15 protein-coding genes are annotated in these 19,551 nt (G+C 60.0%); 12 read left to right on the forward strand and 3 right to left on the reverse strand.

Features of this window, described 5'->3' with window-relative positions; all coding sequences use genetic code 11:
• The 10 genes from F7R26_RS39165 to F7R26_RS39210 all read left to right on the forward strand — a co-directional run bounded on the left by F7R26_RS39165 (position 1) and on the right by F7R26_RS39210 (position 11,685).
• Positions 1-189, forward strand: coding sequence for a hypothetical protein (locus F7R26_RS39165; protein WP_150986957.1), 189 nt, complete (start codon positions 1-3; stop codon positions 187-189).
• Positions 182-922: a ParA family protein gene (locus F7R26_RS39170; protein ID WP_150986958.1), complete on the forward strand. Its 741-nt coding sequence runs from the start codon at positions 182-184 to the stop codon at positions 920-922. Before F7R26_RS39165 ends, F7R26_RS39170 begins: the two co-directional genes overlap by 8 nt.
• Positions 923-934: 12 nt before the next feature.
• Positions 935-2,002: a ParB/RepB/Spo0J family partition protein gene (locus F7R26_RS39175; RefSeq protein WP_150986959.1), complete on the forward strand. Its 1,068-nt coding sequence runs from the start codon at positions 935-937 to the stop codon at positions 2,000-2,002.
• A 163-nt stretch (positions 2,003-2,165) separates the two neighbouring features.
• Positions 2,166-3,557 carry a DUF5710 domain-containing protein gene (locus tag F7R26_RS39180; RefSeq protein ID WP_150986960.1) on the forward strand — a complete coding sequence of 464 codons (1,392 nt, stop codon included), beginning with the start codon at positions 2,166-2,168 and terminating at the stop codon, positions 3,555-3,557.
• 186 nt (positions 3,558-3,743) lie between these two features.
• Positions 3,744-4,031 (forward strand): hypothetical protein, encoded by a 288-nt coding sequence (locus F7R26_RS39185; RefSeq protein WP_150986961.1) that lies wholly within the window; start codon positions 3,744-3,746, stop codon positions 4,029-4,031.
• 32 nt (positions 4,032-4,063) lie between these two features.
• Complete coding sequence (locus F7R26_RS39190; RefSeq protein WP_150986962.1) at positions 4,064-4,579, forward strand: KfrB domain-containing protein; 516 nt, start codon at positions 4,064-4,066, stop codon at positions 4,577-4,579.
• Positions 4,580-4,823: 244 nt separating this feature from the next.
• Positions 4,824-5,879, forward strand: coding sequence for an ankyrin repeat domain-containing protein (locus F7R26_RS39195; protein WP_150986963.1), 1,056 nt, complete (start codon positions 4,824-4,826; stop codon positions 5,877-5,879).
• On the forward strand, positions 5,779-7,050 hold the full coding sequence (locus F7R26_RS39200; protein WP_150986964.1) for a KfrB domain-containing protein: 1,272 nt from the start codon (positions 5,779-5,781) through the stop codon (positions 7,048-7,050). The genes F7R26_RS39195 and F7R26_RS39200 overlap by 101 nt, the downstream gene beginning before the upstream one ends.
• A gap of 38 nt (positions 7,051-7,088) precedes the next feature.
• Positions 7,089-9,608 (forward strand): type IV secretory system conjugative DNA transfer family protein, encoded by a 2,520-nt coding sequence (locus tag F7R26_RS39205; RefSeq protein WP_150986965.1) that lies wholly within the window; start codon positions 7,089-7,091, stop codon positions 9,606-9,608.
• 328 nt (positions 9,609-9,936) lie between these two features.
• Positions 9,937-11,685: a helicase-related protein gene (locus F7R26_RS39210; protein ID WP_150986966.1), complete on the forward strand. Its 1,749-nt coding sequence runs from the start codon at positions 9,937-9,939 to the stop codon at positions 11,683-11,685.
• Between the two features lie 304 nt (positions 11,686-11,989).
• Here F7R26_RS39210 and F7R26_RS39215 read toward each other — a convergent pair whose 3' ends face one another.
• The 3 genes from F7R26_RS39215 to cadR form a co-directional block, all read right to left on the reverse strand.
• On the reverse strand, positions 11,990-13,168 hold the full coding sequence (locus F7R26_RS39215; protein ID WP_035832055.1) for an MFS transporter: 1,179 nt from the start codon (positions 13,166-13,168) through the stop codon (positions 11,990-11,992).
• A 298-nt stretch (positions 13,169-13,466) separates the two neighbouring features.
• Positions 13,467-15,395: an FTR1 family protein gene (locus tag F7R26_RS39220; RefSeq protein ID WP_008645747.1), complete on the reverse strand. Its 1,929-nt coding sequence runs from the start codon at positions 15,393-15,395 to the stop codon at positions 13,467-13,469.
• A 121-nt stretch (positions 15,396-15,516) separates the two neighbouring features.
• Positions 15,517-15,954 (reverse strand): Cd(II)/Pb(II)-responsive transcriptional regulator, encoded by a 438-nt coding sequence (gene cadR / locus F7R26_RS39225; RefSeq protein WP_008645748.1) that lies wholly within the window; start codon positions 15,952-15,954, stop codon positions 15,517-15,519.
• A gap of 86 nt (positions 15,955-16,040) precedes the next feature.
• Between cadR and F7R26_RS39230 the strand changes: the two genes are divergently transcribed.
• Both F7R26_RS39230 and lspA read left to right on the forward strand, forming a co-directional pair.
• A complete protein-coding gene (locus tag F7R26_RS39230; protein ID WP_011229367.1) occupies positions 16,041-18,440 on the forward strand; it encodes a heavy metal translocating P-type ATPase in 2,400 nt (799 codons plus the stop codon).
• Positions 18,437-19,513 carry a signal peptidase II gene (gene lspA, locus F7R26_RS39235; protein ID WP_011229366.1) on the forward strand — a complete coding sequence of 359 codons (1,077 nt, stop codon included), beginning with the start codon at positions 18,437-18,439 and terminating at the stop codon, positions 19,511-19,513. The genes F7R26_RS39230 and lspA overlap by 4 nt, the downstream gene beginning before the upstream one ends.
• The last annotated feature ends 38 nt before the right edge of the window (positions 19,514-19,551 follow it).

Raw genomic sequence — 19,551 nt, forward strand, 5'->3', positions numbered from 1 at the left:
GTGACTGAAGAGAAGAAGCCCACGCTAGTTCGATTGCCCGTCGAGTTCCGCAAGGAACTGTTGGACGAGAGTGCGGCGCAGACCCGTGAACGCGGGCAGACCGTGTCGATTCCCCAATTGGTTGTTGAACTGGCCAAAGAAGCTTGGGAGGCGCGGCGAGCCCGGAAACCTGGACAGGACAATGGCTAAATTGATCACCGTCATCAACAACAAGGGCGGCGTCGGGAAAACGACCATCGCATGCCACCTCGCTTTCGCCTCGGGGGAAGCTGGCAAGAGGACCCTGTTGTGTGACTTCGATACGCAAGGAAACGCCGGTCAATTTCTGACCAAAGACCTGCAGATCACTAAGCGTCGCGGCGGCTCGGAGCAGCTTTTCGAGCAGGCGGAGCTACAATACACCCCCGCTTGGGTGGACAACATTCAACTCTTGCACGGGCACGGATACTTGCAAGAGTTGGATTCGCGCGGTGACGAGCTCAGCGAACTGGCGATCCAGAAGCGCGGTGAGATCCGCAAGCTTCCGTTCGACTACGTGATTTTCGACACGCCGCCGGCGCTCGGTCCGCGGCAGACCGCTCCGTTGTTCTGGTCGGACTTGGCCGTGGTGATTGTTGAGCCTCAGCTTACCTCGTTGACGGGGATGGCCGATGTCTTCAAGAACATCCAGGATGCGCGGAAGCGCAATCCGAGCCTGCAGGTGCAGGTGGTAATCAACCGGTACACCAAGGCGTCGTCGTCGCAAAAGAAGGTGCGTGCGGAGCTCGAGCAAAAATTCGGCAAGATGATCGTGGGCGAGTTCACGACGCGCGTTGCGGTGTCCGATGCGCTGGCCAACTACCAGCCGGTGTGGCGGTTCGCGAAGGACAAGAAATTGAACGCCGCCTGGAAAGATTTTTCCGGGCGTGTGTTGGGACTTTAAGGATAGGAAAACATGGGCACACTCGACTTCCTCGACAGCTTGGAAGCACCTGCCGCAACGGCCATCAGTATCCCTCTTCGGGATGTGATGCCCGACCCGAAGCAGCCGCGCACGCGATACCGCGAAATCGATGGCAATGTGTCGGTGGAAGGTCGGGACCACATCAAGAACCTGGCCAAGAGCATTGCTGATCAAGGCCTTCTGCAGCCGATTACCGTGCGCGAGGTGGACGGCGGCTACATGATCGTCATGGGAGAATGCCGGTGGCGCGCGTTCGTGCTCAATCAGGAAGAGGGCATTCCCGGACATGAGGCTATTCCGGCCTTTGTACGGAACGACATGTCGCCGGCGAAGCTGCGCCTGGCGCAGTTGGCCGAGAACCTGAATCGCGATGACCTTACCGATCTGGAGGTCGCGCACTTCGTCAAGGAAACGCTGGAAGAGAATCCTGAGCTCAAGAAGTCCGAGCTTGGGGCGATCATGCGGCAGAACAGCCAATACATCTCCCGTATCCTCGCTTTGTTGAACCCGAAGTGGTCCGACGTGGTCGATTCCGGGATGATCTCGTTCGCATCGCTGCTTGAACAATACCGCGCGCTGCCGGAGAAGGTCCGGGCAGAAGTGAAGACGAAGGTGCAGGCCGAGGGCCGCAGCAAGATTACCTCGACCGACCTGAAGAAGGCTCGCGACGGGATGAAGGCTCCGGGGCGGGTCTCGGTTGACCCCGAATTGGCGCGCTCGGTCGATCAGATGCTCGAGGCCAATACGCCCAAGGGCGAACACTACCATCCGCCCAAGACCCAATTCACTGATGCTGGCATCACGACCCCGATCATTCCGAGCGGCGTCGAGAATGTGAATGCCGGTCTGATCGACAAGCGCACGCTGCGTATCACAGCGCGCCAACTGAAGATGCTCGTTGAGAAGAGCGCCGTCACCGGCAAGGAGAAGGGCTTGATGGTGGAGCTGATTCTGCCGGTCGAGGATTTGAAACGGATGCACAAGAAGATCGGCGGAAAATTGCCTGAAACCGATTCGCTTCTGCAGGCCGCCTTCATGGATCAACTCAACTCGATCTGACGAAACAAGGGGAGCGCATAGCTCCCTTCGTTGCGCCGTGTGTGAATATGTTATTGCACAAAAAGAGGCATTAGTTTTGCAAGTTCCGTTTGGCTACGATGCTGCCCAACCTCACGAGCAACGCCCCATCCGGTGGGAAAGCCGTAGGCTGACCAATCCGCACATGATCATGATGGGTGATACCGGTAGCGGAAAGACGCACCAGCTGCGGCATGTGTGCGATAGCTTGGTGCGCTCAAGTTCCGCACAGACCAGGATTCATGTGCTCGACCGCCACGGCGACATCGACGTGCAGGGCGCGTCGTCCGTATTCTTTAGCCAATCTGCTGATTTCGGCATCAATCCCCTCGAACTGAACCCCGACCCCCACTACGGAGGGGTGCGAAAGCGCGTGCAGGCGTTCATTTCCGGCATTAATCGAACGAGCCAGCGTCTTGGGCATAGGCAAGAGGCAGTCCTGCGGAACTTGCTTCTAGATCTGTACCGGTCCATGGGCTTCTCCCTGGATGATCCACGGACCTGGCACGCGGCGAACGCCGCTGAGATCTATAGCGTCCCGGGCAAAGAGGACCGCCTCTATCTCGAGGTGCCATACGAAGAGATTGATCGGGCGAAGAAGTGTGGCATCCGTTGGGACGGCGACGAAAAAGCCTGGTGGTGCCCACATGGGGAGCACACGGGAGAGCGCCGGAGGTGGCCGGCGAAAGTGGCCGGCCAACGATATCCAACGTTGCTTGACGCCATTCGGTTCTCAAACAACAGGCTCAAGGCCATGTTCCTGGGGTCAAGTCAGCAAGCTGTGCGCAGTCTTGAGGCTGTGCAAAGGGTGGCGAAGAGCCTGGCCGTCAAGCAGCGGCGGGCGGCTCGCATGGCCGAGGTGATGGTGGGGGAGGAGGAGATCAGTGCAGAGCTCGCGGAAGCTCGCGCCAAAGCCATTGCAGCGTACACGGCGGCAGTTAATGCAATGGTTACAGGCCGCGAATTGGACGATCTCCTCAAGTACGACTCGATCGAGACCGTGAAGTCGGTTGTGGACCGCCTTGAGAATTTCTATGCGATGGGCGTTTTCCGGAGCGTTCCGCCTCCACACGATCCCGGCGCCAAAGTTCACCGATATGTGATGACAGCATTGCACGACGACGCGCAGAAGCTGCTTGTGGACACGAAGGCGGAAGAGATTTTTTCGCGTGCGATGCAGCGCGGTGAACAGAGCGAGGTGCGGGACGTACTTGTGGTGGACGAGGCCACGGTTTTCATAAGTGACGAGAAGGACCACATTCTGAATCGCATTGCAAAAGAAGGCCGGAAATTTGGCGTAATGCTCCTTCTTGCCTCTCAAGGTCCCGGGCATTTTACCGATGATCTTATGTCCGCAGCGGGGACAAAGGTCATGCTGGGCTTTGACCGAAACCAATGGCGCGATGCCAACCGCATGCTGGGAATGTCAACGAAGGCGCTCGAATGGATCATTCCGCGGCGCCGCTGCGTCATCACCATGAAAGTCGCCGGCGAGTTACAGAGCGGCACACACTGGGTCAACTTTCAAGCTCTCTAGCGTCAAATTGCGTTGCCAGTGGATGCTGGCGGGGGGACGCACGCGACCAGGGTTCAATTTTCTGACGTTGGAATTCAAGAGCGCAACTTAATAGTTGTTAAGAGTTATGACCTTTACAAACTATTAAATGCGCGTATCATGTACCGAAAGGACAACACGGGTACGTACAGGAAGGGGTTAAGAACAATGAAGAACACAAACAATGTCGCGCTGATCAACCCGGAGTCGGAGCATTTTGTGCCGACCCTGACCGACGTGGTCTCGCCCGCGACGCTTGCTCAAGTGTTCGGGGACCATCCGGTCCCCTTCAAGACGAACGAGGACGGGTCTGCACCTACCTCCGTCTACCTGCAACACCTGGAAGACACTTGGGCGCTGGCCATGGAAGAAGCGGAAACGGACGAGGTTCAAGCGGAACACGCCCCTGCGCGTGATCTTCGAGAAGTTTCCGTAGAAGCCCGGGCCATCCTGTAGACTTCGGGCGGTTTCCACTAGCATCGCGACAAATGAACGAGCGGGAGTTCGACAACCTGGTCAGCATGACACGCCTGACGCCGAAAAGCCGCGAAGCGGCTCGTTTGGTGTATGTGGATGGGAAGTCGCCGAGCGAGGCGGGAGTGACAGTGGGTCTTTCGCCGCAGCGGATTTCGCAGATCCTTGCCACTGTCAAGAAGGCTGAATCCGAACGACCGTTGTCCGCTGCTCCCAACACGCCCGTTACCCCGGTTGACGCCGTAAGGGCAAGCTACGCCTTTGCTGTCAAAGCTGCGCGTGATCTGTTCGGAGACGAGGCGACAATCAGGGCGCCTGGGCCCGACGAGAGACTTGTTGGGCGAGTGGAAGCTCGCACCGATTTCCATCTGGTGCAGCATCTTGGGCGAAGTGCAGTAGCAATTCACGAGCTCGCTAGCCTGGACAGAGTGCCTCCTCTGGCCAGGTCCGTTACCATCCAGTATCGCGCAGGGGCGGCTCAGGTCCTCGACCGCGACCAGGTGCAGACGCGAGAATCTAACGTTCGTTGATGTGGTTCCAGTGGTTCCTATCTGGCTATCAACGACGAACAGAAGTAATATATAAAAAGCATCAAACAAACATAGCGAGGCTTGCCGATTTGCCGCCTCCGTTGGCGAGAGCAAGGGCGCGATGCCTTGATTGCGAGGTAGTGCTATCCGCGCGGTGGGCCGCCGCCGCGCGCTAACCCTGCACGCTGAAATGCGCGCGTGCAGTTTCCATGAGATGCAGTGAGTGAAACCAGGACTGTGAACTATGTCGGCTAAATCGGATTTCTTGGATGCTCTTGCGGAAGGGGACTTCGTCTCCGCCCGCAAGCTGATGGCGCAGCACAAGCTGGGCCCGAACACCCGCGACTGGACTCGCTCGCGCATGTCTCCGCTCGCATATGCGATTCGCCACGGCGACAACCAGTTCGCGGCGGAGCTCGTGGCAATGGGTGCCAAGGTGGATGAAGTGAGCCAAGGGGACACCCCCTTGATTCTGATGGCGAACCCGGAAGGAGCAGAGATCCTGGCTCAGGCCGGCGCAGACGTGAACGCCACGATGCGACGTGATGCGGTCAACATGGGCGTGAACAAGGGTGCGACGGCGCTGATCAAGGCCGCGCATAACAACAATTCCGAACTGGTGGCCAAGCTGATCGAGCTGGGCGCGGATGTTCGCGCGACCGATCGGCTCGGGCGCACAGCGCTGCACTACGCGGCACGCAATAACCCGCAGACTGCCGATCTCCTGATTAACGCCGGCGCCGATTTCCTCGCGAGAGACCGTTTCGGCAAGACGGCTCTGTTTGTTGATATCGCTCCGAGCAATACCGCCCCGTCGCTAGCTACCACATCCCCCGCAAACAGCATCAGCAACTCCGTGAAGGACGCTGCTGCGCGGAAGGAGATCGAGACGACCAACGAAGGCTTGATGGCGGTGCCGGAGAACGCACTGGACGCGGAAACCGCGAGGCGGCTGGTTCACGATGACGTGACGATGTACAAGGGCGTGTCCGATCCGACCGAGAGGCACTGGGCCGCCCTGGCGATGGCCGACAATGCGGACAGGCAGCAGACGTATCGAGAAGCGCTCCTACAGGAGGCCCCGGAGCTAGCGATGGACCTGGGCGCTGCAGTGTCGCGCGAGGCAGCCCTCGTGAGTGAAAAGGAAGAAAGCAAGGCAATCGAAGTCGATTCGATGCTACGCGATCAGGTGACGGCTTTTGATCACGTCGTCGGTGAGCGTATTTCGATCCCGCACGGCGACTTTCTCTACCTGGAAGGCACTGATAATCCTCACGCCCGAGCAGCGGGCCGAATTTGACCAACAGGCGCGAGCTCGTAGCGAAAGCCAGCAGCGGGAGCAAGAGGCGGCCCAGAAGCGTGCTGCCGCTTACGCGCAGAAGAAGTGGGGGTCGAGCCGCGAAGAGGGGAAGCACCCGTATCTTGACAGGAAGCAGGTGAGCGCCTTTGGCGTTCGTGTGGACGGCGGTGAACTGGTGATCCCCCTCGTTGACGCCGAGAACCGTCTCTGTAACGTGCAGCGGATCTTCTCGGATCAGGAGCGAGGAAAACTCTTCCTCAAGGATGCACGAAAGACCGGGTGCTTTCACATCCTTGGCGATATCGACACATCACCCACAGTTCTCTTCGCCGAAGGTTACGCAACTGGGGCCAGCCTCCACATGGCCACGTCGTTGCCTGTTGTGTTGACGTTCGACAGCGGCAACATCGACGCAGTAATGCGGGCCGTGAGCGCGCGCGTGGAAGGGAAGGAAAAGATTGTGTGCGGCGACGAAGATGATCTGCCGCCGTCGAGGATACTCCGCCGGATTAACGGCATGCTTACCACAGAACGTACCTTCGCGAAGCTGAAGCTCAACAGTGTCGACCCCGATGAGTTGAAGCTTGATGGCATCCCGCGACCCGCGCGACACAACCCGGAATGCACGCTCAGCCTTCGGGTTGAGTCGGGGCCGCACGAGACGCCGCGGATAGTGGGCGAGATTCGCAATGCGTCGACCGATGGCGTGCTGCGCGTCATGCTGAACAACGTGGGCCGAGAGAAGGCGCTGGTGGCCGCAGCGGAGCATGGCGCAACCGCGATCTTTCCACGTTTCGCCAGCCACGATGGATTCCCGACCGACTTCAACGATCTGCACGTGCGGGAGGGGCTACAGGCGGTCTCGCTCCAGCTGCAAAAGGTGATTCAGCGCGGGCACGAGACCGCCCGCATTGCGCATGCGGGGGTCGCGCCGGCGAGCGTGCAAGTTTTCGAGCCCCAACTTGGGGGGCGCTATATCGGGCAGGTGATCGAGATCTCGGATACCCATCTGACGCAGCAGATAGGCCGGGGCGTTGCTGTACGGCACAACCGCTCGACAGTCGTCGGGGAAGCGGTGGTTGGGTTGACGGTGGAGATTGCGTATGCCAACGGCAGGGCGCGACTCACCGATCGGGCGAAGCGGGCCGTGGATAAAGTCCCCGAGCGATAGTAAGATATCATGATATAAAAAAATGAGAGTGAACTGATATGATCCAAAGCGGAAAGCGGAACGACTCGGTTCGTTTGAGTGTCTCGGTCTTCTTCGTGTTCGCTCTATGCACGATAGCGACGTGCTGGGTGGCGACCCAATATCTCGCGGCAATGCTCCGCTATCAGCCAGGCCTCGGGGAACCGGTCTTGGCGTTCCGCTCCGGCGTCAAGATCTATCAGCCTTTCTCAGGGTGGATTTGGAGCTGGACGTGGATGAACGAAACCGGGCGGCTGCAAGACTATGTTATGCGCACAACCGGTATCCACGTTGCGGGCATGTTCTTGAGTGTCGCATTTGGCTTCTATCTTTGGTATCGCCGAAGCCTCACCAAGCAAATTACCGAAGGGCTGCATGGCACCGCCAAGTGGGCGTCGCTCGAGGACGTACAGGCGATGAGGTTTGTTTCTTATGAAATGAAGAAGGGTAGCTGGCCGTTCTACAAGCGCGTTTCGTACACCGCTAACGGGGTGTATCTCGGGGCCTTGGACACTCCTGACGGGAGAAAGGTACTGAGATACGATGAGTCGGCTCACGTCCTTGCCTACATGCCCTCGCGTAGCGGCAAAGGCGTCGGTCTGGTCGTCCCCACGTTGCTCTCGTATCCGCACAGTACAGCCACGAATGACCTGAAGCGGGAGAATTTCGAGTTGACCAGTGGGTTCCGCCATTCGGCGGGCTCATTGGTTATTTGCTTTGACCCGACTGGCACGGACGGTCGAAGCATTGATGGCCGCACGCCATTCCGAGTCGGATGCTCATGGAACGTGTGTGAGGAGGTTCGCGAATATCCGCACGATGTACAGGACGCGCAGAACATCGCGGCCATTATCGCGGATGCCAACGACGAAGGGATTGGCAGTGACCACTGGATCAGTACGTCGTGGGGCCTTATAGCCGGGCTGATTCTTCACTGCAAGTATGCGGAGCGGGACAAGTCGCTTACAGGCGCCTTCAACTATCTGACGGACCCGACGTTTGAGGACCCAGAGCAGATGCTGATGGGCATGTTGAACGCCGAACACGATCCCACCGGTCGCTTCGGATGGAAAGACTCCAGCGGGAGAGGCACGAAGGTACACCCTGTTGTGGCAGCCGTGGCGCGTGCCAATCTGAACCGCGAGGCGAAGGAGCGGGCAAGTGTGCTGTCGACTGCCGAAACCAAATTGGCACTTTATCAAGATCCTGTTATCGCGCGGAACATTCGGCGGTCGGACTTCCGGATTCGGGATTTGATGCATCATGAAAAGGCCGTCAGCCTCTACCTGGTGGTGCCGCCGTCTGACAAGAAGCGGCTGCAGCCGCTGCTGCGCATGTTCTTCACGTACCTGATCCGGCAGCTGACGCAAAGCATGGACTTTGCCGACGGCGAGAGCCTCCGCTCGTTCCGCCACCGTCTATTGCTGTTGATCGATGAGCTCCCTTCTCTGGGAAAGATGGACCAACTGCAGGACGGTCTGGGCTACCTTGCAGGCTACGGCATCACAGCCTTCCTCTTCGCTCAGGACACGATCCAGTTGGTTGATGCCTACGGGGAGAACCAGACCATCACTTCGGGTTGCCAAGTTCGCATAGCGAGCGCCCCAAACACGCTCGCTACTGCGAAGGACATTTCGGCGATGACGGGCATCACGACGGTAAAAAAACAGACTGTCAACTACTCGGGCAAGCGCACTGCCGCCATGCTGGACCAGATGAATGTCTCAGAGGATGACGTCGAACGCCCCTTGCTAACTGACGATGAGGCGATGCGGCTTCCGCGTGACGAGATCATTATCTTCAACGCGGGTCACAACCCGATTCGAGCCAAGAAGCTGCGCTATTTCGAGATGAAAGAGTTCAAGCGGCGCGCAGAAGTAGAGAGCCCTACGCGGGTAGAGATCGCGGTGCTGAAAGACGGGCGTGTGAAAGCGCAGTGGTTCATGGTCCAATGCGAGCCGCGGGAGCAGGGTGGTATTCTGATCTGCATCAACGCTTACGATAGCTTCCCTGCAGTCCGGCTCACGGTGAAGCAGGAGAACATCGAGGAGGACACCGTCGTTGAGGCGGAATATGTCTTGCGCCGGCGCGACGGTGCCGAGTTCTCCGATGAGATTACGATCGATGATTCGCACTTCCTCGCTACTCCGCGCGATGAGGCGTTCAAGCTAGATCCTCGGGAATACTTCGAGGTTCATTTCTCTGCCCTTGACCAGGAAGAATGGAAGGGCGCCAAGATCTGTGGTTTTGGACGCCGCCTCTCCGACTACGAGCGAGAGGCTCGCCGGAAGGTGAAGCAGCACTATCACAAACTCGAGGAAGACACTGGCAAGGTCGCGGACATTCGCCTCGAGCGCGCCGAGCAAGATAGTCGATATAGCGGCAACGTCGTTCTGGCCACTGAACACTACCTGGTGCTGGAGCGCATGGGCGATCTCGGAGCCGTCTCACTACATCGGCTGGCGCGCCTTTCGCGTATGCCGAAAGTGGGGGAGCGGATCACAATTCGCTACACCGGCAAGAAAGGGACCGTAGCGTGAAGAACTCATCAACCGTGATGGTTCGGGCGCTTCCTTTGGTCGATAGCGTGTGGATGAGCGCCGGAGCCGCAGCGCATCTATATCGTCTTCTTGCACGCTACAACTGGTGCCTGATCGATCCTGAGCGCTATAGGGCACGCTGGCAACTGTTTTGGCCAACACTGCGGTGGTGCGAACGCGCCATGCTACGGCTCTGCCTTGCGGCGCATGGCGGCAAGCGAGTGGGGCAGCGCTTGACAACGGCATCGCCGCAGGGATATCGCGACGTGCTCCTGGCGCACAGGCCCGTGCGCATTGAGGCCAATGTCGAAGATGAGTTCTGGACGGTATGTTGCTCACTGACGAGTTCGATCTGTACAAGAACCTCTTCATCAATACGACGATGCAATCAGTCGCAGGCCTCGGCAATCTCACGGGCAGCGACATGGCTTTCGATCTGTTCGTGAAAGGCAGATACCTCGACCAGCGCTACAACGACCGGGGAATGTATGGAGCGACCGGCACACCGCTCTCCAACTCGATCGCGGAGATGTACACGCTTCAGCGCTACTTTCAATACGACGACATGAAGAATCGCGGGATCTTGCATTTCGATGCCTGGGCTTCGACATTCGGCCAGGTGGTCGCCGGATGGGAACTTGACGCCACCGGCGTGAACTACAAGCTCAATTCGCGGTTCTCGAAATTCCAGAACGTGCCGGAGCTCGTCAACATGTATCGGTCGTTTGCTGACGTCATTTTGCGCGAGGACCTCGAGGAGCAGGCCCGGGCGCAGGGAAAACGGTTCCCTGTACCTCGTGTCGCAGGCGGGAAGTCAAAGAACATCGTGGTGGAGCGCTCGCCGCAGCAAGCGAAGTACATGGGCATTCAAGAGCGTCGCTACGATTCAACCGGCCAGCCCTATCTGCGCGCGGACGGAAGCCCTGTGATGGGTTGGAACGAAGGTTCGATCATCCATCGCATGGAGAACATGCCGAAGGACCCCCGCAAAGACAATCCGTTGAAGGTTACGAATGACGCGCGAAAGGCCGGTCTGGACTTCCGGCTGATTGATCCTAGCGCGCCTGACTTCGCAGGGAGCAAGGTCAATGCCGCCGTCTCAGAAATGATGCGGATCTACAAGAAGTGGGATGAACGGAAGGGGACGCAAGTCGTCTTCTGCGACCTGTCCACGCCAAAACTAGGGAAGGGCGGGCTGGCGCAAGTGGAAGCTTCGCCAGCGAGGGACGATGACTCGGAAGAGATCGAGGAGGAGGGCGCATCCATATCGATGGACGATATCCTTGCGACAAGTTCCTCGTTCAGCGTCTATGACGACATCCGCGCGAAGCTGATCGGGCGTGGAGTGCCGGCGGCTGAGATCCGGTATGTTCATGAGGCCAACAGTGACCTGCAGAAGGCGAAGCTGTTTGAGCAGGTGAATCGCGGAGAGGTGCGCTTCCTACTCGGATCGACCGCAAAAATGGGCGCTGGGACCAATGTGCAGAAGAAGCTTGTCGCCGAACACAACCTGGATGCCCCTTGGCGACCGCGCGACCTCGAGCAGCGGGAAGGCCGGATTATTCGCCAAGGCAACGAGTTCTATCAGGAAGATCCGGATGGCTTTGAAGTCGAGTTGCTTCGCTATGCGACAAAGCAGACCTACGACTCACGGATGTGGCAAACGATCGAATACAAGGCTGCCGGGATCGAACAGTTCCGCAAGGGTGGTGGTAGCCAGCGAGTGATCGAGGATATCGCGAGCGAGGCAGCAAACGCCGCGGAGATGAAGGCTGCGGCGACGGGCAATCCGCTGATCTTCATGCAGGTGCAGCTATCGTCAGAGTTGCGGAAGATTGAGGCCGTGCATGCGAACTACAAGCGCAACATGCACAGCATGGAAGGGCGTCTGCAATGGCTCGATCGAGCAGAGGTACGCGCGTCGGATCGTATCGAAAAGCTGCAGGCCGAGATTGCCCTGCGTGACGGAAACACGACGGATGAGTTTGCATTTCAGATCGGGCAGCGTCGGTTCGGCAAGGACGACAAGGATGCATTGCTTTGCCGTTTGTCGATAATCGATACTGGCATGACATGACAGAACCGTACGGTCCCAACGGGATCTACGGTGCCTGGCTGAGCTACAGCCTGGTGCTTGCGCCGTTGGCCTTCCTTGGCTTTGCGTGGCTGTCAGGCCGAAGAGGTTCGGGGCCGCCCGAAAAAGTCTGAGCCGTGCGAGGTGCGGATAGCGCGAAGGCTGCCCGCTGCAGGCTGCGTCGACTGGTAGACGAAATCGCGGAGGGGCCACCGGACGCAGCCCGGTGGGCACGTGCGGGACGAAAGAAATCGCGGCAACCTGCCGGGCGTGAAGCGCGGAGAGGCGATCATGTGGATCGTGGTCATCAGCGGCCATGATCGCTGCCCGACCCTTGGCCTGCCACTTGCGGCGTGTCACGCTGAGCGACAAAGATCAGCGCAATGGTGACCGCGCAAAAAGCCGCACCTGCATAGAACGTGAAGGCTGCTCCGAGCCGGTCCCAAAGCAAGCCGGCCAACGCGCTGGCAATGAGAAGCGCCAGCCCGCTCGCCAGATTAAAGAAGCCGAACGCCGTGCCTCGCAGATCTTCGGGCGCGGTGTCGGCTACCATGGTGGCAAGCAGTCCCTGGGTCATGCCCATATGCAGCCCCCATAGCGCCACGCCGGCCAGCATTACCGCCCAGTACGCGCCTATCGCCAGCACGAGGTCGGCGAGAATAAGGGCCACCAGACCCCATGCCAACAGCGTGGTATGAGGCAGACTATCGGACAGCTTGCCAAAGGGATAGGCCGACAGGGAATACACCACGTTCATCGCGACCAGCACGAGGGGCGCCAAGTACAGAGGCAAACCGACCTGTTGGGCGCGCAGCACCAGAAACGCCTCGCTGAACCGAGCCAGCATGAACAGCGCCCCAATCGCGACCACTTGCCAGTACGATCGTCCAAGACGAACAAGGTTTGCCCACTTGATGGGGTTGGTTCGCTTGGCGTCGACATGGGTGTGGGGCTCTCGCACCCCGAGCATCAGCAGCAAGACTGAGAGGATGCCTGGGATGACTGCCACCCAGAAGACGGCCCTGAAATTATTCGCCCACAGATACATCAGGCCGATAGCACTCAGCGGCCCGAGAAAGGCTCCCACGGTGTCCAGCGATTGTCTTAGGCCGAAGGCGGCGCCCCGGAGGTGCGGCGGTGCGATGTCCGCGACCAGCGCATCGCGAGGGGCGCCGCGAATGCCCTTGCCGATTCGGTCCGTGAGACGCGCCGCCAGTACGGTTCCCACGCCGGGCGCCAGTGCGAAGAATGGCTTGGACACCGCGCCAAGCGCATAGCCCAGTACCGCGAGCCATTTGCGCTTGCCGAGGTAGTCGCTGAACGCCCCCGAGAAGACCTTTACCATCAGGGCGGTCGCCTCGGCGAAGCCTTCAATGAGTCCAACGTCGAAGGCGCTGGCGCCAAGCGCCGTCACCATAAAGATGGGGAGCAGGCTATGTATGATCTCCGACGAAAGATCCATCAGCAGGCTGACAAAGCCCAACATCCAGATCGCAGGCGGGATCTGGCATAACGTGGTGCGATGGGATGCGGTCACGGCGATTTCTATGAGGCAAGGTTGACGCCGGGACGATGCTTGAGCCCATGCAAGACGCACGGGAGCCGCACGGTTAAATCGGGCGCTCGAATGAATTCACCCAGTTTAGGGGCACCTCGCGCTCGCTTGCTATCGGGGAGGCGCCAGAATTGGCGAGATGTTACGCCGGTGAGGCGCTCCACGGCCCACGGCAGGCAAGCCGAGCCGAGGAGACGGTTCTCCCCAGCGCGGAGCCGCATTGGCGGCGTTACACCTGGGTAGATGGCCGGTGCGACCGCAAATTGTAGACGACGCTTGCGGCGATAATGAGCAGAATCAGGACTTGCGCTACGACGGTCTGGACGGACGGATAAATGCCCAGGACGTCGATACGAGGCATGGAGATCGGCGTAACTTGTAGGAAGCCGACTTTCTGAAGCGCAGCTATGCCTTTACCAATCAGAACGACCGCCAACACGCCGACCAATGCTGAGCTGAAGGCAAAGAACTGACCAATCGGCAGGCGCGCCGTGGAGCGCAGGAGCACGATGGCGATCGCGGCCAGGATGGCGATACCCGACGCAAGTCCTGCGAGCAAAAATACACCGTTGCCCTCTGTCCACAGGGCAGCGTAAAAGAGGACTGTTTCAAACACTTCTCGATAGACGGTCACGAACGACAGCAGGAACAGCATCAGCGCTGATTTCTTGTTCAATGCCGAGGACAGCTTCGCCTTCACATAGGCCTGCCAGCGACCCGCAAGACTCTTCTGGTGCATCCACATGCCCACGCCAAGCAACACGATTGCGGCAAACACTGCGGAAAAACCTTCCGTCATCTCGCGACTGGCGCCACTCAGGTCGACGACATAGGTGGCTACCGCCCAGGTCAGCCCACCGGCCGCCAGCGCAGTAACCCAGCCTGCATGCACGTAGGGCAGGACATCGGTGCGATCCGCTTTCTTCAGGAACGCCATCATCGCGACGACCACCAACAGGGCTTCAAGCCCTTCTCGTAGCAGGATTGTCAGGGCGCCGAGGAAGGTCGATATGGCGTCATTGGTGCCGCCCAGCGCCTCCTGTGCGTCGTCAAGCTGCGATTGCAACTTCTGCGCAATTTCATGGGCGCGTTCCACCTGGCCCGCTGTCACAGCATTGCGATAGAGCCCCATCGTCTTCTCGATATCCTGGAACAGCGCCTGGTTCTTGGCAGCCAGCGCCGGCTCGACGGGCTCGAAGCCGTCGAGATAGGCAGACAACGCCAGCCGCGAAGCCAACTGCCTGTCGCCCTTGTCCAGGGTGGCCAAGCTTTCCTTCAGCTTGTCTCTGGCGATCATCAGGCTGTCGGTGCTTGACGCGGTGACCGAGCCCGGCGTGCTCCTGAGGTACGCGGTCAGTTGGCGAGCGGCATCCGCCCCGACGGTCTTGGCGAGCGCAGCCTCGGAGGTCTGGCTTAACAAGGCCAGCGTGGGCACGGCTGCGTGGAGAGCCGGTTGAGAGGTCCACAGCTTGGCGCCGGCCTGGCGGTCGGCATCCGAATACGAAAGGGTCGAGGCAAAATAGGCGAGCGCCCAGCGTTCCTCGTCCGAGAGTTGAGCAAATGCCGGCATCGACGTCCCTTCTACCCCGCGCGTGATGATTTGCTGTAGGGCAAAGACGCTGCGCTCCTGGGCGCGCTCGTGATCAGCCAGGGCGATCGGTGGCGGGCTCAGCTTTGCAGCTAGTGGGCCGTCCGCGTGCCCGGAAACGCCGTGGCACGAAGCACATTGGCTTTGATACAGCTTTGCCCCTTGTTGCAGATCGGGCAGCTTGCCGGGGGCCATCGGGACCGGATAGGCTGCGAGGAGTCCGCCGGCCAGTTTGCGAGCTTGCTCGCCGACTGATTCGGGCGGGGCCTTTTCTGCAATGGATGCGCGCAACGCCGCCGCTTCCTTGGCCAACTCTGGCGCGGCTGGCGTCGGCGGCAACTCGGTTAGCTGCCGTTCAGCGGCCTGCGCGAACTCCTGCATCTCGGCATACTCGGCTTCGTTGGCGACGTGGCCATCCTTGACGGACCGGCCATAGTCGACAGCAAGGTAGTCCAGTACTTGCCAGATTTGCTTGGCCTTGTCTTGCGTGGCGAGAGGATCTGCCTGTGCGGTCGAGACCGTCACGAACAGAGAGAGCAGAACAATCGAAAGGAGACGCAGGGCTTGCATGGGAGGCCTTACCGGCAGAACAGCGATTTCGCGTACAAATGCGAATGATTGTAATTCTATTTGCCGGCACGATGCCACTATCCAAATGCAGGAGACGAAGTACGGCGCCAGGGATGCCCACCTAGTCGCTTGGATGGGCGGTGGTCCCCCGCGTATCACACACGCAGTCCGACAGTCCCTGCAGAATCCCGCACGATTGGGCGGGCCTGGCACCAGAACAGGCTTCGCGCAGTTCCACCAAATGGTGCTTCAGTTCGAGCAAAGCTCCGATCCGAGATTCGACCTGACGGATGTGCTCATCCAAGAGCATATTGACTTCACCGCAATCCTGGTCGGGCCGCTTCCGGTAACTCAATAAGGTCCGTACGTCGCTCAACGGCATATCCAGAGACCGGCAGTGACGAATGAACTGCAAGCGCTCCACGTGCTCCTCGCCATACAGGCGAAAATTCCCCCGGCTGCGGCCCGGCGGCGGCAACAGCCCTTCTTGTTCGTAGAAGCGAATGGTCACCACCGGGCATGCGGTGCGCTTGGCAAGCTCGCCGATCTGGATATTCATGGCGTCGGATGGGAGATGTCTTGACTCTATAGTAACTAGAGGGTGTTAAATCGGCAACGCGAGATGAATACACACAAGGGGTTGCCATGAGCGAATGTGGCTCGAAGGGATGTGGCTGCGCTTCCGTTGCGACGCGCAACCCAGAACCGAGCACGGTTGGCGCGGGGCTGAAGCAGGCGCGCTACCGAATCGAAAACATGGACTGTCCGACCGAAGAGGCGCTGATTCGCGACAAGCTCGCGAAACTGCCCGGCGTGGGAGGACTTGAGTTCAATTTGATGCAGCGAACGCTAGCCGTTAGCCACCAGATGGCGTCACCGGGCCCTATCGAGGAGGCGCTATCGGCCATCGGGATGCGGGCGGTTCGCATGGACGAAGCAACGCCCCTGCAAAATACGGTACTGGCCATCCACCAGATGGATTGCCCGACCGAGGAGGCGCTGATTCGCAGCAAGCTTGCCGGCATACCTGGCGTCGCCAGCCTCGAGTTCAATCTGGTGCAGCGGACGCTGCACGTCTGGCATGCGGCTGACACGCTATCCCACGTGCTTACAGCCCTGAAATCACTCGGCTTCGACGCCGAAGTGCGCAGCGCCGGTGCCCCCGCAGCGGCCGAGGCACCGGGGCCCGCGCGCACGAACTGGTGGCCGCTTGCGGTGTCAGGGGTGGCCGCGACGCTGGCGGAGGTCGTGTACTGGCTCCATGGTGGCAACCATTGGGGCGTGGTCGCGCTGGCGCTGGCGGCCATCTTCACTGGTGGCCTCACCACCTATAAGAGGGGCTGGATCGCGCTCAGGAATCGCAACCTGAACATGAATGCGCTGATGTCCATTGCGGTCACTGGCGCCATGCTGATTGGTCATTGGCCCGAGGCGGCGATGGTGATGGTGCTTTTTGCGCTGGCCGAAGTCATCGAGGCCAAGTCGCTGGATCGCGCCCGCAACGCCATTCGCGGCCTGATGGATCTCGCACCGGATACCGCACTGATTCAGCAAGCTGACGGCAGTTGGGCCGAGGTGGATGCCAAGGCCGTCGCAGTTGGTAGCCGGATTCGAGTCAAACCTGGTGAACGCATCGCCCTCGACGGTCAGGTCATTGAGGGGCGCTCCACCGTCAACCAGGCACCGATTACCGGCGAGAGCCTGCCGGTCGAAAAGATCGAGGGCGATCCTGTGTTCGCTGGCACGATCAACGAGTCCGGCTCATTCGAATTCCGCGTCACGGCGGCAGCCAACGCGTCAACATTGGCGCGCATCATTCACGCCGTCGAAGCGGCCCAGGGAAGCCGCGCACCGACGCAGCGCTTCGTCGACCAGTTTGCCCGCCTCTACACACCCGTCGTATTCGCCGTGGCCTTGGCGGTGGCGGTTCTACCCCCGTTGGTGTTCGGTGGACCGTGGCTGGACTGGATCTACAAGGCCCTGGTCCTGCTGGTGATCGCCTGCCCCTGCGCTCTGGTGATTTCCACGCCGGTGAGCATTGTCAGCGGCCTGGCCGCGGCCGCGCGGCATGGCATCCTCATCAAAGGCGGCGTCTATCTGGAAGAGGGGCGCAAGCTGAAGTGGTTGGCCTTGGACAAGACTGGCACCATCACGCACGGCAAGCCCGCCCTGACCGATTTCGTGGTGTGGGGCGACGCCAATCCGGCCACATCCAGGCTGCTGGCTGCGAGCCTGGCTGCCCGCTCGGATCACCCAGTGTCCCTGGCGGTGGCGCGCGCCGCCGAAGGTGAAGGATTGATACCTTGCGACGTCGCCGATTTCGCGGCATTGCCTGGCCGTGGGGTGCGTGGCAGCGTCGATGACCACTCCTACCATCTGGGCAACCACCGGCTGGTCGAGGAACTGGGCGTCTGTTCGCCAGAACTCGAATCGCGGCTCGCTGCGCTTGAGGCCGAAGGCAAGACCGTTGTAATGCTGGTCGGACCAGAGGGGGTGCAGGCGTTGTTCGCAGTGGCCGACACAGTGAAGGAGAATAGCCGTCAAGCCATTGCCGATTTGCACACCTTGGGTGTCAAAACGATGATGCTGACGGGCGACAATCCGCATACCGCCACGGCAATTGCTGGCCAGGTCGGCATTGACCGCAGTCGGGGCAATCTGCTGCCCGAAGACAAGCTGCGGGAAGTCGAACAACTGTCAACGGACGGGAAGACTGGCATGGTGGGCGACGGCATTAACGATGCGCCGGCGTTGGCGCGAGCGGACATTGGCTTTGCGATGGGCGCGGCAGGAACCGACACGGCGATCGAAACTGCCGACGTGGCGTTGATGGACGACGATCTGCGCAAGCTGCCGACGTTCGTGCGGCTGTCCCGTGCCACCGCCAGCGTCCTGAAGCAGAACATCGCTCTGGCGCTCGGCATCAAGGCGGTGTTCCTGGTGCTCACCTTCACTGGCCAGGCCACGATGTGGATGGCCGTGTTCGCCGACATGGGCGCCAGCCTGCTGGTGGTCGGCAATGGATTGAGGCTGTTGCGTCGATGAGCTGGAAGGCCATTTTTTACGACTGGGGCGGCTTGAACGGTGCACTCTTTCAGCTTATCAACGCGGCCACGCCGGCGTTCCTGATGCCGCTTGCCTGGCTCTTCAGCAATGTCCTGGGCAACTACTGGACAGCGCCCGTGGTCGTGCTTGGGCTGTGGGCATGGTCAAGTTCAACGGCAGAGGCTAGGCGCACCATGGCGATTCGCTGTCAGCTTCTTCAATTTGTAGTCGGCTTCGGGATCGCATTTGCAATCGCCTCATGCTTGAAGCTCGGGCTCGATTTCCCGCGCCCGGCGGCAGTGTTTGGCCAGTTGGATCATGTGCTCGGCACGGTGGAGGAGCGCTACAGCCTACCGAGCGGCCACTCCACGTACGCCGCACTGGTTGCCGGGGCGTTGTGGCCGCTGCTGGGCATTCGCCGGAGACTGGCTTTGATTGTCTATGTCGTGCTGGTCGGCTGGTCGCGCATTGCTGCAGGCATGCACTTCCCCGCCGATGTGCTGGCCGGCTGGGGGATCGCCACCGTTAGCCTGATGCTCGCTGGCTTCCTGGTGAGGATGCTGCCGGGCGCAATCAGGACAATGGCGACGCGTGCAAGCGGTGCCTGGTACGCCTTGGCAGCCGCGGTGCTACTAGGCGATCAACTTGCAAAGACCGTCATCTCACAGCTCTTTGGGTATGGCGAGCAAGTCGGCATTACCCCATTTTTCAATCTTGTGCATGTCAGGAACAACGGTGCGGCGTTTAGCCTGCTGGCGGGCGCTGGCGTCTGGGCGCGTGTCGGTTTTGCCGCGCTTGCGATGTGCATTTCGCTGTGGCTAATTGACCAGCTTCGCAGGGGCGCGCCGAGATGGGAGGCGGCTGGCTATTGCTTGATCTTGGGTGGTGCGTTGGGTAACGCTGCAGATCGCCTCTTGCGGGGAGCTGTGGTGGATTTCCTCGATTTCCACTGGCGAGGGACACATTGGCCTGCATTCAACCTGGCCGACGTGGCGATCACGGTCGGTGCGGTCTGCTTGATCGTGGCTACGCGGCGTCGCGGCGGGCAAATCCGAGCAAATTCCACGGCGTAGCCACTACTATTCCTTGCAATGGAGGATCGCGCCAATCG

It is taken from the genome of Cupriavidus basilensis, from assembly GCF_008801925.2.
GTDB lineage: Bacteria > Pseudomonadota > Gammaproteobacteria > Burkholderiales > Burkholderiaceae > Cupriavidus > Cupriavidus basilensis.